The organism is Bacillus spizizenii TU-B-10, assembly GCF_000227465.1.
Lineage (GTDB): Bacteria > Bacillota > Bacilli > Bacillales > Bacillaceae > Bacillus > Bacillus spizizenii.
On the sequence record NC_016047.1, the window covers coordinates 892419 to 906094 of the forward strand.

Below are 13676 nucleotides of genomic sequence, written 5' to 3' on the forward strand. Positions count from 1 at the left end.
TCATAGGAGAAATGGTGCAAAAAATGAAGATTGCAAGAATTTATGTAAGCGCTTTATATTAGGAGGGGCAAAGGGGAAATGCAAATTGAAAAAAGGGGGACTTACGCATCATGAAAAATAGAATGCGAAAAAAATGGCTGGCCTTGCCGCTCGCTGCCATGATGATCGCCGGATGCAGCCATTCGGAAACATCCAGTTCAGCAGGCGGTTCGAAAGACACGATTAAAATTATGGCGCCGCTCTTATCGCCGGAAAGCCCGAGTGAAAAGAGCCCTTCATTAAAAGCGCTCGAAAAATACACAGGCAAAGAGATTAAGGTCACATGGGTGCCTGATTCATCCTACAACGACAAATTCAACATCGTCATGGCTTCCGGAGAGATGCCTCATGCGATTGTGATTAAAGATAAATCAGCCGGCTTTATCAAGTCTGTCAAAGCAGGGGCATTTTGGGAGCTGTCTCCTTATTTAAAAGACTACAAGAATTTAAGCCAGGCAGATGAAAAGATTTTGAAGAACAGCTCGGTGAACGGCGAGGTGTACGGAATCTACAGAACGAGGGACCTGATCAGAGCGTGTATGATCATCAGAACCGACTGGCTTAAAAACGTCGGTCTAGATATGCCGGAAACGATTGATGATTTCTATGAAGTGCTGAAAGCCTTTAAGGAAAAAGATCCTGACGGAAACGGCAAGGATGATACGTACGGCATGGTCGTGCCGAAATGGATGGGGCTTGGCAACGGAAGCCCGTGGGATGTTCTGCAAATCTGGTTCGGCGCTCCGAACCGCTACGGCGTTGAAAACGGAAAGCTGATTCCTGATTTTACAACGAAGGAATACATGGATGCGCTCAAGTTTTTTAAAAAGCTTTATGATGAGGGCTTGATCAATAAGGACTTTGCGGTCATGGATTCAGCGAAGTGGAATGATCCGGTTGTGAAAGGAAAAGCGGGGATCATCGTTGATACCGGCTCCAGAGCGTCTCAAATCCAAAGCGCGATGGAGGAGGCGGATGAGTCGAACAAGGATGTGATTGATATCGTCGGCTCGCTTGAGGGGCCGAATGGCAAGCGCACCTTCCCGACATCCGGTTATTCAGGCATGATCGCGATACCAAAATCAAGCGTCAAAACCGAAAAAGAGCTGAAAGAGGTGCTGTCCTTCCTCGATAAGATGAATGATAAGGAAGCGCAGATTCTCACGAACAACGGAGTGGAGGGCCGCAATTACGAGCTCAAGGACGACGTATTCACTTCGCTTGAAAAAAACAACAAGTCTCTCCTGTATGAGCATGAAGGCTTGGCGCAGTTCAGCATGTCGATTCCGAAAAGCGAGTATTACATCGAAGACCAGAAAACAAAGCTCTTCCAGCATCGCAAGGACATCATAACTGAAGGAGAAAAAATAGCCGTCTTTAACCCGGCTGAGTCGCTTGTATCTGATGTCTATACCCAAAAAGGTGCCCAGCTTGACAACATTATTCTCGACGCGAGAACACAATTTATCATTGGAGAAATTGATGAAAAAGGGTTCGAGGATGCGGTGGAGCTTTGGAAAAAAAGCGGCGGCAATGACCTGATGAAGGACTTGAACAAATTGTATCAATCGTCAAAATAAACCGATGCGCCTGCCGTTCGGCGGGCGCACCGGTACCACGAAAGGAGAACAGATATGGAAACAGTGCCGAAGAAGGGAGATTCACCTGTTCTCACTGCTGGAAAAGGCATCAGCTGGATGGCTGCACTCAAACGGGACAAATGGCTTTATCTTCTTCTTATTCCCGGTCTGCTTTATTTTTTGATTTTCAAATACTTGCCGATGTGGGGCGTGCTGATCGCTTTTAAAGACTATTCGCCATATCTCGGCTTCTGGAAAAGCGAATGGGTCGGCTTTGATTATTTCAAAGACTTTTTTATGAACCCGGATTTTTTCCGGCTGCTGCGCAACACCCTCATGCTGGCGAGCCTGGACCTTTTATTTGCCTTTCCAGCGCCTCTCATTTTGGCCTTGCTTTTGAATGAGGTGAGAAAGGCCGTGTATAAAAGATGCATCCAAACCTTTATTTACGTGCCCCATTTTGTTTCATGGACAATCGTGGTCAGCATCACCTTTGTTTTCTTTACTGTCGATACAGGTGTGATCAACAAATTGATTATGAACCTGACAGGTGAGCAGATTTCTTTCTTATCGGACGCGGACTGGTTCCGGCCGATGATTGTGATGCAAAGCATCTGGAAGGAGACAGGCTGGGGAACGATTTTATTTCTGGCTGCGCTGGCGACGGTTGATCAGGAGCAGTATGAAGCCGCCATTATGGACGGAGCGGGCCGGTTCAGGAGAATGTGGCATATTACGCTGCCGGCAATCAGAAGCACCATTATCGTTTTGTTGATTTTAAGAATCGGCAGCTTTTTGAATCTCGGCTTTGAACAGGTGTATTTGATGACGAACTCGCTCAACCGCAGCGTGGCTGACATTTTTGACACGTATGTATACATGATGGGGATTACCCAAGGCGCGTACAGCTACAGCACAGCGGTCGGTTTGTTTAAATCGGTTGTCGGGATTATCTTGATTTTCGGCGCCAATTACATTGCGAAAAAGTTTGATCAGGAAGGATTGTTTTAGAGGAGGGAGAGGTATGGCTGAAATTCACACGATGCATAACACAAAAGCCGGACGGGTGTTTGACGTCTGCAACATTCTGTTTCTCGGCGGTGTCGGCGCGATTACCATTTTGCCGTTTTTGTACATTATCGCCGGTTCCTTTGCGACAGAAGCGGAACTCGCCCAGCGCAGCTTCTTTATATTCCCGAAAACCTTTACACTTGATGCTTACAAGTATGTGTTTTCGACACCGACGTTCATCCGAAGCATGGGCGTATCCATCTTCATTACCGTGGTCGGGACGGCTGTGCAGCTGTTTTTCACCTTTACGATGGCGTATCCGTTGGCGAAGCGGCATGTGAAGGGGCGGAATCTGCTGTTGAACCTGGTGATCTTCTCTATGCTATTTTCCGGCGGCATGATCCCGACGTACCTTGTCGTGAAATCACTTGGCCTTTTGGATACGTATTGGGCATTGATTCTGCCGATGGCGATTAATCCGTTCAACCTTATTATTATCAAAAACTTCTTTCAGCAGCTGCCCCGCGAGCTGGAGGAATCGGCAAAAATTGACGGCTGTTCCGAAATCGGCGTCTTCTGGCGGATCGCCTTGCCGCTGTCAAAGCCGGTTATTGCGACCTTTGCGCTGTTTTATGCGGTCGGGATTTGGAATGATTTCTTCCACGCTCTCTTATATATCAATGACAGTGCAAAATGGCCACTGCAAATGGTGCTCCGCCAAGTCACAATCTTATCGGATTTAACGGCGACCAATGGCGATACGATGCAAAATACCGTTCCGCCGGAGCAGGGAATAAAACTCGCCGTCATTGTCATTGCGACGCTACCGATTTTGGCGGTCTATCCATTCCTGCAAAAACACTTTGCAAAAGGAATGCTGATCGGTTCGGTGAAAGGCTGAGAAAGGGAGTGTGTCATATCAGTACGTTAGATCAAATTAAAATCGCCTATATCGGCGGGGGGTCTCAAGGCTGGGCCAGAAGCCTGATGAGTGATCTGTCGATTGATGAACGGATGTCAGGCACAGTGGCGCTTTATGATCTTGATTTTGAAGCCGCTCAGAAAAATGAAGAGATCGGCAATCACAGCGGAGACGGCAGATGGAGGTATGAAGCGGTTTCTACTTTGAAAAAGGCGTTATCGGGCGCGGATATCGTCATTATTTCCATTTTGCCGGGTTCACTGGAAGATATGGAAATCGATGTCCACTTCCCTGAGCGCTGCGGCATTTATCAGTCTGTGGGTGATACTGTCGGGCCGGGCGGGATCATCAGAGGCTTGCGGGCTGTTCCGATGTTTGCCGAAATTGCCCGGGCCATAAGAGACTACGCACCAGAATCATGGGTCATAAATTATACAAACCCAATGTCTGTCTGTACAAGAGTGCTGTATAAAGTGTTTCCGGGCATCAAAGCGATTGGCTGCTGCCACGAGGTATTCGGCACGCAAAAGCTGCTGGCGGAAATGGTCACAGAAAGGCTCGGAGTAGAGGTGCTGCGGCGCGAAGATATTCGCGTCAATGTACTCGGCATTAACCATTTCACATGGATCACGGAAGCCTCTTACCGCCATATTGATCTGCTGCCTATATTCCATGAATTCAGCGCGCATTATGGAGAATCAGGATATGAGCTAGAGGGGGAAAGCTGGAGGGACAGCGTCTTTCGTTCGGCACACCGTGTTGCGTTTGATTTATTTGAAATGTATGGCGCCATCCCCGCTGCGGGTGACAGGCATCTGGCAGAGTTTCTTCCCGGCCCTTACCTCAAACAGCCTGAGTTATGGAAATTTCATCTCACATCTGTATCATTCAGAAAACAAGACAGAGACGAAAAACGAAAAGAAACAGAACGATTAATCGTTCAAAAACGGGGCGTTGCCGGGAAAGCCTCGGGAGAAGAAGGCGTGAACATCATAGCGGCTCTCCTCGGATTGGGTGAAATCGTCACGAATGTAAATGTGCCGAATCAAGGGCAAGTTTCCAATCTTCCTTTACAAGCGATTGTCGAAACGAACGCCTTGATTACCCGCAACAGCGTCCAGCCGATTTTCTCTGGAGCGCTGCCAAAGGGTGTGGAAATGATTGCGACGAGGCACGTATCCAATCAGGAGGCAGTGGCGGAATCTGGTTTAACAAAAGATCGCGGCCTTGCATTTCAGGCGTTTCTCAATGATCCGCTTGTCACGATTGACCGCAGTGATGCAGAGCAGCTTTTCGATCACATGCTGGCAAAGCACCAACTGATGTGAAAATCTGCAGTTCTGGTTTAGAAAAAGTGCAGTTGACCATAATGGTAGTAGCTCTTAAGAAGTAGGTGCTATCAACGTGGGAGATTATCTGAATGTAGCAATAGAATTAGTTTGCGGTCTCGGTATTTTATTTGTCATTTTGAAGTTTCTTGGGAAAACCCAATTCTCTCAACTCACCCCGTTTGACTTTATTTCTGCCTTAATTTTAGGGGAACTGGTCGGAAATGCCGTCTATGATCATGAAATCAAGATTAAAGAAATTATTTTTGCTTCACTCCTATGGGGCTTGCTTATATTTTTGATTGAATTGATTACACAAAAACTAAAAGGAACCAGAAAGTTTCTAGAAGGCGAACCAAATATTGTGATTCATAAAGGAAAGCTGAAATACAAGATGCTGAAGAAAAACAAGCTCGATATTAATCAGCTGCAAAGCCTCCTGAGGCAAAAAGGCTGCTTTTCGATTCAGGAAGTGGAATATGCAATTCTGGAAACAAACGGGATGATCAGTGTGCTCCCGAAAGCCGATTTCGATAAACCGACCAGAAAAGATATGAACCTTCCGACAAAGGATGTATCTTTGCCGATTACGTTAATTCTTGATGGGGAGATTGTGTTTGATAACCTGGTGGAAGCGGGTGTGGATGAACAATGGCTGAAGCAATCGCTGCAACAGCATGGAGTTGAAAAGACTGAGGACGTCTTATACGCGGAATGGCATGCCAACCAGCCTCTTTATGTCATCACATATGAAAAAGGCAGTTCATCATGACCGTAAAAAGAGCTTGCAGCTGGTGCAAGCTCTTTTCATTATTCATGAGTCCCTTGTTTAACAGCTCTTACATGATACATGCTCACTTCAGTGCTGATCAGATAGTCAGGCTTTGGTTTACCTTTGTTCGCTTTATGGCCGGCGATATGTGCATCGCTTTTTTCCCATTGCTTCCAGTGATCCTCGGATTCCCAACGAATCATGACAACAACTTCCTCATCACCGCGGCGGACGTTTTTTTCAAGCACTGTCACATCAATTAAACCTTCTTGTTTTTCAATGATTCCTTCAGCGCTGAAACGTTCTATGACTTTATCTGCATGGCCTTCTTTTACCGTCATTTTTCTCAACTGAACAAACATCTGTCTCTCTCCAATCATTCTCATATATGAATGATTGTAAATGAAATTCATTCTCAATGTCAAAGAAAGCGCACGGCGGAATAGAACCGCCGTCGCATCGTTATTCTTTCAATAAAAATACATTGCCATCTTCGTCCTTAAATTGAACGAAGGTGCCCCACTCCATTTGATTGGGCTCACCAAGAAATTCTACACCGTTTGCTTTCATTTTCTCGTATGTACCAAAGATGTCTTCACATTCAAACACGATAGAAGCTTTCATTTGTTCAGAGCCTTTCATCATGGCTTTCGGATAAATGACTAAACGGGTCTGGGCTCCTTGTGGCGCAACCTCCAGCCAGCTTGCGTCAGGTCCCATCGGGTGGTCCGCCGCAATATCAAAGCCAACCTTCTCTGCCCAAAATTGCTTCGCTTTCTGCTGGTCTTCAACATATACAGCAACAGTTGCAATTTGTTTGATCATAGGGAAACCTCCAAGTTGAAAGATAATTATACTATAACCTGTTTACGGGCGAAGTAACATAAAAAAATCAGCCGGAAAAACCGGCTGATTATCGATTAATATGAGCAGCTCACAACATCTATCAGATTTGTGTCTAAGGCGAAATAAACCCAGCGGCGCCGTGAAGAATCCCAGTAAAATCCTCCGACGGATCTTCTGCCAAGAATGATCGGGTAGAACCAAAATGAGCTGCCGTTGGTTAACCAAACATAGGTAAACCGGAAGAGGCAAGGCTGAATGGCAACGGGTTCAACTAAATAAGCAACTCCCTGAGGGCTCTGCGGCTTTTTCGGTTTCGCCGGCTTTTTTGAAGGCGGGGGTCCCTGCGGCGCACCGCCGAAGCCAGGCGTAGCACCGCTGCCAATGCCAGGGCCGGAGCCGCCGCCGAAGCCAGGCACAGCCCCGCCGCCAATGCCAGGGCCGGAGCCGCCGCCGAAGCCAGGCACAGCCCCGCCGCCAATGCCAGGGCCGGAGCCGCCGCCGAAGCCAGGTACAGCCCCGCCGCCAATGCCAGGGCCGGAGCCGCCGCCAATGCCAGACCATGGGTAACCATCTGGATAACGATATTCGTAATCAAAAGCAGGCCATGGCTCATAAAAATGCCCGGCAAACATATAAGGATCAACATAATACATGTGATAACGTCCTTTCTCATTGTAAACTGTACATTTGCAATTTATGCGAGCGGACGTTTATTGGTGCATTCGCCTATGAATGAAATTGGAATGCGCTCAGGATGCAGAATCATTTGATTTTTCCCGAGTCCCATTCACAATTCCGATGTATCATTTTATAATGAAAGAGCTTCTATTATGAAAAAGGAGACAGACCGTGAATATCGATCAATTATTATATCAATATATCATAGACCACACGGCGGATATTACGGAGAAATGGTTCAGTTTGCGATGTCAGCTGAAAGGAGAGCTATATTCCGCCGACAATTTAAGTGAAGAAACGAAAAAGCTTTTAACCAAGCAGCATACGTTTACCAATATAACGATCGCAAGCGCATTCCTTGAGGATCAAACTGAGTTTCAAGAACATATGACAAAATGGGCGCAAACCGTTGCGAAAAACAGGGTTGAGCAAGATGTTCAGGTGCATGAGGTTGTGGAAGCCATATCAAACTCAAGAATCTCATTCTGGGATGCTGTCGTTGCGTTTATTAAAGAGAATCGGGATATCGTCACAGATGAGGATGCCGATCGATGGAACCGCATAGTGAATCAGGCGTTCGATAAGCTGATCATTGAATTTTCCGAGCAGTACCAAAAATTTATGCTGATGAGGCTCACATCTCAGCAGGAACTGATATCTGAGCTGGGCTGCCCGGTGATTTCCATTGCGGATGGAATCGGGATATTGCCCCTAATCGGCTCCATTGATACGAAACGGGCACAGGTCATTTTAGAAACAGTGCCGGTCCGCTGTATCGAGAGAAAAATCACAAGCCTTGTCGTTGACCTTTCGGGTGTTCCGATTGTGGATACCATGGTGGCGCAGCAACTGTACAACCTGTCAAAAACGCTTTTCTTATTAGGCGTCAAAGCCGTATTTTCAGGGATTCGCCCAGATGTGGCCCAGACATCGATTCAATTGGGACTTGATTTCAGTGAATATGAAACGTACGGCACGCTGAAGCAGGCATTAGAAAACATGGGTGTTCGCTGCATTGTTGAGGAATTGGAAGAAAACAAATAGGACGTTTGACCAGGCATATGATTGTCCGCCATCGGGTGATCATATGCCTTTTTGAATTGGTCAGAAAACACCATTGATTTATCGAAAAAAACATAATATTATAATTCTTATAAGAATACTATGAATTGAAATAAGTTCAACAGGGGGGAAGGTCTTTTGGTTTCAAAATCAACGATTGATCCGGAAGTGATTGAAAAAATAATCAGCTCGCTGGAAACACTCGATTTCGGCACCATTCAGATTACGGTTCATGATTCTCAAGTTACCCAGATTGAGAAAATAGAAAAGCACCGTTTTTCGCTGAAAAGGAAAGAACCAAAGTGATCGTATAAGGGCGTTTGTTTTCATTAAATTCTCCTTAAAACATATACATATTTCATCCAATTTTTATATAATAGACCTTTAAGATCATTTTTTAGGAGGATTTTTGACATGCAAGCTACGGTTTACGAGAGTAAGCAATCGATCATGCAGCGCATTTTGACAGTCTTTGTCTTCACACTGCTAATCGCGACTGTCGGTCTATTTATCGGCCAATTTGTTCCTGTCGCTTTGATGCTGCCGCTTTCTATTCTAGAAGTGGGGATGATTATTCTGGCCTTCTGGATGCGCAGAAGAAAAGCGGTCGGATATGCGTTTGTATATACATTCGCGTTTGTTTCCGGCATTACCTTATTTCCGATCGTCAGCCACTACGCTTCCATCGCCGGCGCCTATGTCGTGCTTGAAGCCTTTGGCTCTACATTTGTCATTTTTGCCGTTCTGGGCACAATCGGCGCAAAAATGAAGAAGGATTTATCCTTCCTGTGGTCATTTCTGCTGGTAGCGGTTCTCGCGCTGGCGGTGGTTGGCATTTTCAACATTTTCAGTCCATTAAACTCAGCGGCTATGATGGCGTATTCCGTTATCGGAACCATCGTCTTTTCCCTTTACATTTTGTATGATCTAAACCAAATCAAACACCGCCATATTACGGAAGACTTAATTCCGGTTATGGCATTATCGCTGTACCTTGACTTTATCAACTTGTTCATCAATCTGCTTCGCTTCTTCGGCATTTTGAGCAGTGATGATTAATCAGAGAGCGCCTGTCATTGGATAGGCGCTTTTTGCCATACATAAAAAGGGTGGTGGAGTTATGATGCAAAAACAACTGGGCGCTTATGTTTCCTTGGCAACAGCCATGGCGATCGTCGGCAGCTCGGTCGTCGTCGGCAAGCTGATGGTCGAGCGCATTCCGGTCTTTCTATCCTCGGGACTGCGTTTTTTGCTGGCTGCTATTGTATTGCTGACGCTGCTGTTTTACATTGAAAAAGGGTTTCCGGCTTTGACAAAAAAAGATGTGTTTGTATTGCTGGTACAATCATTCACAGGCGTGTTTTTGTTCAGTATTTGCCTGCTGTATGGTGTTCAATATACGACTGGAACGGAAAGCGGCATTTTGACAAGCACAACCCCGATGGTAATCGGTATTTTATCCTTTTTCCTGCTGAGAGAAAAAATAGAGAAAAAGACGCTGATCGGCATTATGCTGGCGGTTTGCGGTGTGCTGGCGATTAATCTATTTGGAGCGGGGAGCCAAGACGGGACGCCACATGCCTTATTTGGCAACATGCTAATCATTGCTGCAGTCATTGGCGAAGCGTTGTTTACATTGCTGGCCAAGCTGTTATCTCCGCATATTTCGGCATTGGCGATTTCGACCGTCGTATCGCTCTTCGGTTTTCTGTTTTTTCTACCGTTTTCTTTGTTTGAGGCCTCTTCATTTGATTTTAGCGTGCCAACAGTTTTGGATTGGTCGTATGTGTTGTATTACGCGCTTTTTGTCACCGTTTTGGCGTTTTACTTATGGTATAGCGGGGTGAGGAAGGTGCCAGCGGGGGTGTCGGGCATTTTCACATCCGTTCTTCCGGTCTCCGCAGTCATTTTGTCAGGTGTGATATTGAAGGAGCCGTTTGAGCTTGTGCATTTGATTGGCATCGCATGTGTCATCAGCGGCGTATTTGTTACGGTTATAAAGAAAAAACAGCCGGATACGTATCCGGCTTCAGAAGAGAAGACGCTGTAGCCTGTCCTGGTCGGACGGGTTTTTTAGTCTTTAAACACGCTTAGCTTTTCAAAAAGATCACCAAGCATCTTCACGAACATGTCTTTTTCCTCGTCGCTGTAGTTTTCCATGACCGCGGAGATTTTGCTGAAATGGCCGGGCAGAAATTGCTCAAGCCGTTCTTTGCCCTCCTTTGTGAGTTCAATGCTGATTCTTCGTTTATCCTCTGTGTGATGCCTGCGGCTGACAAAACCGTCCCTCGCCAGCCCGTCCAGCAGTCCTGTAATTGTTGCTTTCGTGACGTTTGATTGCTTGGCAAGCTCTGTCGGACTTAAGGTCTGATCCTTGGCATCAAAGAGCAACATCAAGATTTTGAATTTTCCTTCTGACAGCCCGCTGCCTGCAAAGTAATGCTCCATCACATGATTCATTTTTTTAGAGATATCAAATAGAGATAAAAACAATTCAAGAGAACCAGCGTCTATATTGGCATACGTCTCGGCGTGCTCTGTTATATGCTTATATTTCGGTAAATGTTTTAATTCCATGATAATAAGCTCCCGTACGTTCGTTGTGACACGATTATAAAGGAGCGAAAACCATAACGCAACTTGGATTGGAGATGATTGACAGCTTTTTGCGAGACATAGTAAAGTAATATAGTTAGGTGCCTAACTATGTATAGAGCTGAAAAGGTGGTTATTGATATGAAACATATTTTAATAGCAGGAGGCGGAATCGGCGGATTGTCAGCGGCCATTTCTCTTAGTAAGGCAGGGTTTTCTGTCACCTTGTGTGAAGCGGCTTCAGAAAACCGCAAAACAGGTGCAGGAATTCTTCAGCCGCAAAATGCACTGGCTGTCTTGAAAGAATTGGGCGTATTCGAAGAGTGCTGTAAGCATGGCTTTCAAACAGAATGGTTTAAAACGTTTGATGAACAGGGGAATTTGCTGTTTCAAGTCAGTGAATCCTTTTTAGATGACACACTTCCGGGACGCAATAATATCCTTCGAAAAACGTTAAATGACATTCTCATGAAGCATGCCAAGGCAGCGGGTGTAAACATCAAGTGGGGGAAGAAGGTTGTCGCCTATGAAGAAACGGCTGAATCGGTCACTGCCGTATGTGAAGACGGAGAAAAGATGAAGGCTGACATTCTGGCAGGCTTTGACGGCATTCACTCCGCTGTTCGCGATATAATGCTGCAAAAGGAGACGGAAAAAGAGCATCTCGGCATGGGGGCGTGGCGCTTTTATATCGAGTTTCCTGATTTTTCATTTGAGGACGCGACATTGATGTATAAAAGCGGAGACACACAAATTGGCGTCGTGCCATTGGCAGAACACGCTGGCTATGTCTTCGTCCTCCAGCCTTGCACGAGCGATTATTGGGATGAGGAAGATACCCGGTTTGATAGAGTAAAAGAGATTCTCTCTGGCTTTTCGGGGCTGGATTTTGTCACAAAGCATATGTCAAAAGAGCATCCTGTCATGTTTAACAAACTGGAACAGGTCGCAGTGCACGAGCCATGGCACAAAGACCGCGTCGTCATCGGAGGAGACGCCGCCCACGCCGGTGCGCCAACCCTGGCACAAGGAGCGGCAATGGCGATCGAGGATGCTATCGTCCTCGCCGAAGAACTCAAAAATCACGACGACATCAAAACCGCATTTCATGCGTATTACGAAAGAAGAGCCCCAAGAGCGCTCAAAGTCCAGAACCTTTCCTCAGAAATCGTCCGCCGCGGGCTGAAAGGAGAGCCGGGAGCGGAAGAGTTGATTGGGGAGTGCTATGCGGTGTTGAGGGAAGGGTATTAATAAAGAGGAAAAGTCCAGTTAACTTTCTGGACTTTTATATTTTCTCCTATAAATGATTAATATATCTATATAAACTATTTTTTTCTAATTGTAGTATAATTCATGTAAGAATATGAAATTTAATCATATGAAAAAGATACTTAATTTTTAAGTAAACTATAGATGTACTGTTTTATAAATACACGCACTGACGTGTTCGTTATACTTAGAAGAACATATTGAAATAGGACTTAGAGAGTTTTTTGTTTGAGAAAAAAAGTTAAGACCATTTTTAGGTTAATTTTAAAACTGTTGAAAATTCAGGGATTAAAGGGGGCATCTAACGTTGAATTTAATATCAAAAAGAAAGTTGTCAGAAGCTGTCGGTTGGTCAGAGAGTGGTGGGAGAAGGTGGATTAACTACTTTAGTGACTATATTCCACAAACTAAGAATGGAAATAGTATTTTATATAATGAAAGTTCAATAAAGGTTTTGAAAATTATAAAACAGCTCAGTGAAAGTGGTCTAACCCAAAAGGAGATTTTAAAATTAATCAGAGAAAAAGGACTGCCCAAGGATATTTACGAAGTTAGTGAAATAACTAAGAATGTAAATTCTAATCCGAATGATATACCCTTATCAAGAGAAATTATGATCCCCTTTTTGCTAGTAATAAGAGACAAAAAGCCCTACACTTCTAGCTATATTAACGAAGAATTAACTAAATATTTTATGTTAACCGAAGAACAAAGATCACGTTCTTACGAGAATAGTAAAGATTCTATTTTTATAACTAGGATAAGACAAGTAAGGTATGGACTGAAAAAATCCAATTACATAGAGGAAATAAGTCAATCAACCTACCAAATAACCCAAGAAGGTTTATCATTAATAAACGATAATCGTAATGAAATTCAAGAAGAAATTGAAGATATGGAGGAAGTAAAAGATCCATTTGAAGTAATGACAGAAAAGTTTGATGATATTAGAAAGGAACTGGCAAAATCAATTATTCAAAAGATTAAAAAAGCACATTGGAAAAAACTCGAATATATCATTGTTGAATTACTAGTAGCTATGGGTTATGGTGACGGTAAAATTACGGGTAAAACAAATGACGGTGGAATTGACGGTGTAATAAAAGAAGACAAATTAGGATTAGATAATATATATCTTCAAGCGAAACGTTGGGATAACCCTATTGGAAGAGAGTTGGTTCAAAGTTTCTCTGGTGCACTTGATGATATGGGAGCTAAGAAGGGAGTTTTTATTACAACTTCATACTTTACGAAAAATGCAATCGAGTATGCAGAACGATTACAAAGCAAGAAAATTGTACTTATTGACGGTGAGACTCTTGCAAAACTTATGATTGATTATGATATTGGAGTTAATATTAAAGAAAAGTTTTTTGTGAAGAAAATTGATTTTAGTTATTTTGACGAGGAATAAAGATTTCTATGGTCTTTATTTTTGGGGAATTAATTTGCTAATATAAGCATTTACCTTGATTGAATAGACATAAAGAAGGAGTACAGTTTTATTCCAATCTCCTTCTTTGTTTGTGACAATTTTTAAAGTTTCTTATTCAAACTTACAAATAGTAAGGCCA

General features: G+C 44.2%; 14 protein-coding genes and 1 pseudogene. 11 read left to right on the forward strand and 4 right to left on the reverse strand.

Annotated features, from left to right (window positions below; genetic code table 11):
* Nucleotides 1-110 precede the first annotated feature (110 nt).
* The 5 genes from GYO_RS26270 (at nucleotide 111) to GYO_RS26290 (ending at nucleotide 5652) form a co-directional block, all read left to right on the forward strand.
* The gene (locus tag GYO_RS26270; protein ID WP_014112972.1) at nucleotides 111-1619 is read left to right on the forward strand and encodes an extracellular solute-binding protein; all 1509 of its coding nucleotides are present in this window, start codon (nucleotides 111-113) and stop codon (nucleotides 1617-1619) included.
* Nucleotides 1620-1673: 54 nt separating this feature from the next.
* A complete protein-coding gene (locus GYO_RS26275) occupies nucleotides 1674-2630 on the forward strand; it encodes an ABC transporter permease (protein ID WP_014112973.1) in 957 nt (318 codons plus the stop codon).
* A 13-nt stretch (nucleotides 2631-2643) separates the two neighbouring features.
* The gene (locus GYO_RS26280) at nucleotides 2644-3531 is read left to right on the forward strand and encodes a carbohydrate ABC transporter permease (protein ID WP_014112974.1); all 888 of its coding nucleotides are present in this window, start codon (nucleotides 2644-2646) and stop codon (nucleotides 3529-3531) included.
* Nucleotides 3532-3539: 8 nt separating this feature from the next.
* Nucleotides 3540-4880, forward strand: a complete 1341-nt coding sequence (lplD, locus tag GYO_RS26285) for an alpha-galacturonidase LplD (protein ID WP_014112975.1) — start codon at nucleotides 3540-3542, stop codon at nucleotides 4878-4880.
* A 76-nt stretch (nucleotides 4881-4956) separates the two neighbouring features.
* Entirely contained in the window at nucleotides 4957-5652 is a 696-nt protein-coding gene (locus GYO_RS26290) for a DUF421 domain-containing protein (protein ID WP_014112976.1), read from the forward strand.
* 38 nt (nucleotides 5653-5690) lie between these two features.
* Here the strand turns inward: GYO_RS26290 and hmoA are convergent, their stop codons facing one another.
* The 3 genes from hmoA to GYO_RS44005 form a co-directional block, all read right to left on the reverse strand.
* Nucleotides 5691-6014 (reverse strand): heme-degrading oxygenase HmoA, encoded by a 324-nt coding sequence (gene hmoA, locus GYO_RS26295; protein ID WP_003239990.1) that lies wholly within the window; start codon nucleotides 6012-6014, stop codon nucleotides 5691-5693.
* Nucleotides 6015-6114: 100 nt separating this feature from the next.
* Nucleotides 6115-6477 (reverse strand): VOC family protein, encoded by a 363-nt coding sequence (locus GYO_RS26300; RefSeq protein ID WP_014112977.1) that lies wholly within the window; start codon nucleotides 6475-6477, stop codon nucleotides 6115-6117.
* Nucleotides 6478-6572: 95 nt separating this feature from the next.
* Entirely contained in the window at nucleotides 6573-7151 is a 579-nt protein-coding gene (locus tag GYO_RS44005; RefSeq protein WP_014112978.1) for a hypothetical protein, read from the reverse strand.
* A 196-nt stretch (nucleotides 7152-7347) separates the two neighbouring features.
* Between GYO_RS44005 and GYO_RS26310 the strand changes: the two genes are divergently transcribed.
* The 4 genes and pseudogenes from GYO_RS26310 to GYO_RS26325 all read left to right on the forward strand — a co-directional run bounded on the left by GYO_RS26310 (nucleotide 7348) and on the right by GYO_RS26325 (nucleotide 10288).
* Nucleotides 7348-8220, forward strand: coding sequence for an STAS domain-containing protein (locus GYO_RS26310; RefSeq protein ID WP_014112979.1), 873 nt, complete (start codon nucleotides 7348-7350; stop codon nucleotides 8218-8220).
* A 156-nt stretch (nucleotides 8221-8376) separates the two neighbouring features.
* Entirely contained in the window at nucleotides 8377-8544 is a 168-nt protein-coding gene (locus GYO_RS26315; protein WP_014112980.1) for a YezD family protein, read from the forward strand.
* 108 nt (nucleotides 8545-8652) lie between these two features.
* Nucleotides 8653-9297 carry a Bax inhibitor-1/YccA family protein gene (locus GYO_RS26320; RefSeq protein ID WP_014112981.1) on the forward strand — a complete coding sequence of 215 codons (645 nt, stop codon included), beginning with the start codon at nucleotides 8653-8655 and terminating at the stop codon, nucleotides 9295-9297.
* Nucleotides 9297-10288, forward strand: a pseudogene (locus tag GYO_RS26325) (DMT family transporter). The gene GYO_RS26320 and the pseudogene GYO_RS26325 overlap by 1 nt, the downstream one beginning before the upstream one ends.
* Nucleotides 10289-10311: 23 nt before the next feature.
* Here the strand turns inward: GYO_RS26325 and yetL are convergent.
* On the reverse strand, nucleotides 10312-10815 hold the full coding sequence (gene yetL / locus GYO_RS26330; RefSeq protein ID WP_014112983.1) for a transcriptional regulator YetL: 504 nt from the start codon (nucleotides 10813-10815) through the stop codon (nucleotides 10312-10314).
* 159 nt (nucleotides 10816-10974) lie between these two features.
* On the opposite strand from yetL, the gene GYO_RS26335 reads away from it, so the two are divergent.
* Both GYO_RS26335 and GYO_RS26340 read left to right on the forward strand, forming a co-directional pair.
* Nucleotides 10975-12084: an FAD-dependent oxidoreductase gene (locus tag GYO_RS26335; RefSeq protein WP_041521141.1), complete on the forward strand. Its 1110-nt coding sequence runs from the start codon at nucleotides 10975-10977 to the stop codon at nucleotides 12082-12084.
* Between the two features lie 325 nt (nucleotides 12085-12409).
* Nucleotides 12410-13516 carry a restriction endonuclease gene (locus tag GYO_RS26340; protein WP_041520883.1) on the forward strand — a complete coding sequence of 369 codons (1107 nt, stop codon included), beginning with the start codon at nucleotides 12410-12412 and terminating at the stop codon, nucleotides 13514-13516.
* The last annotated feature ends 160 nt before the right edge of the window (nucleotides 13517-13676 follow it).

What these genes read in the sequence shown, in the direction of transcription:
- GYO_RS26270 (WP_014112972.1), top strand. Translation starts at nt 111, where the DNA reads ATGAAAAATAGAATGCGAAAAAAATGGCTGGCCTTGCCGCTCGCTGCC.
- hmoA (WP_003239990.1), bottom strand. Translation starts at nt 6,014, where the DNA reads ATGTTTGTTCAGTTGAGAAAAATGACGGTAAAAGAAGGCCATGCAGAT.
- GYO_RS44005 (WP_014112978.1), bottom strand. Translation starts at nt 7,151, where the DNA reads ATGTATTATGTTGATCCTTATATGTTTGCCGGGCATTTTTATGAGCCA.
- GYO_RS26335 (WP_041521141.1), top strand. Translation starts at nt 10,975, where the DNA reads ATGAAACATATTTTAATAGCAGGAGGCGGAATCGGCGGATTGTCAGCG.
- GYO_RS26275 (WP_014112973.1), top strand. Translation starts at nt 1,674, where the DNA reads ATGGAAACAGTGCCGAAGAAGGGAGATTCACCTGTTCTCACTGCTGGA.
- GYO_RS26320 (WP_014112981.1), top strand. Translation starts at nt 8,653, where the DNA reads ATGCAAGCTACGGTTTACGAGAGTAAGCAATCGATCATGCAGCGCATT.
- GYO_RS26280 (WP_014112974.1), top strand. Translation starts at nt 2,644, where the DNA reads ATGGCTGAAATTCACACGATGCATAACACAAAAGCCGGACGGGTGTTT.
- yetL (WP_014112983.1), bottom strand. Translation starts at nt 10,815, where the DNA reads ATGGAATTAAAACATTTACCGAAATATAAGCATATAACAGAGCACGCC.
- GYO_RS26300 (WP_014112977.1), bottom strand. Translation starts at nt 6,477, where the DNA reads ATGATCAAACAAATTGCAACTGTTGCTGTATATGTTGAAGACCAGCAG.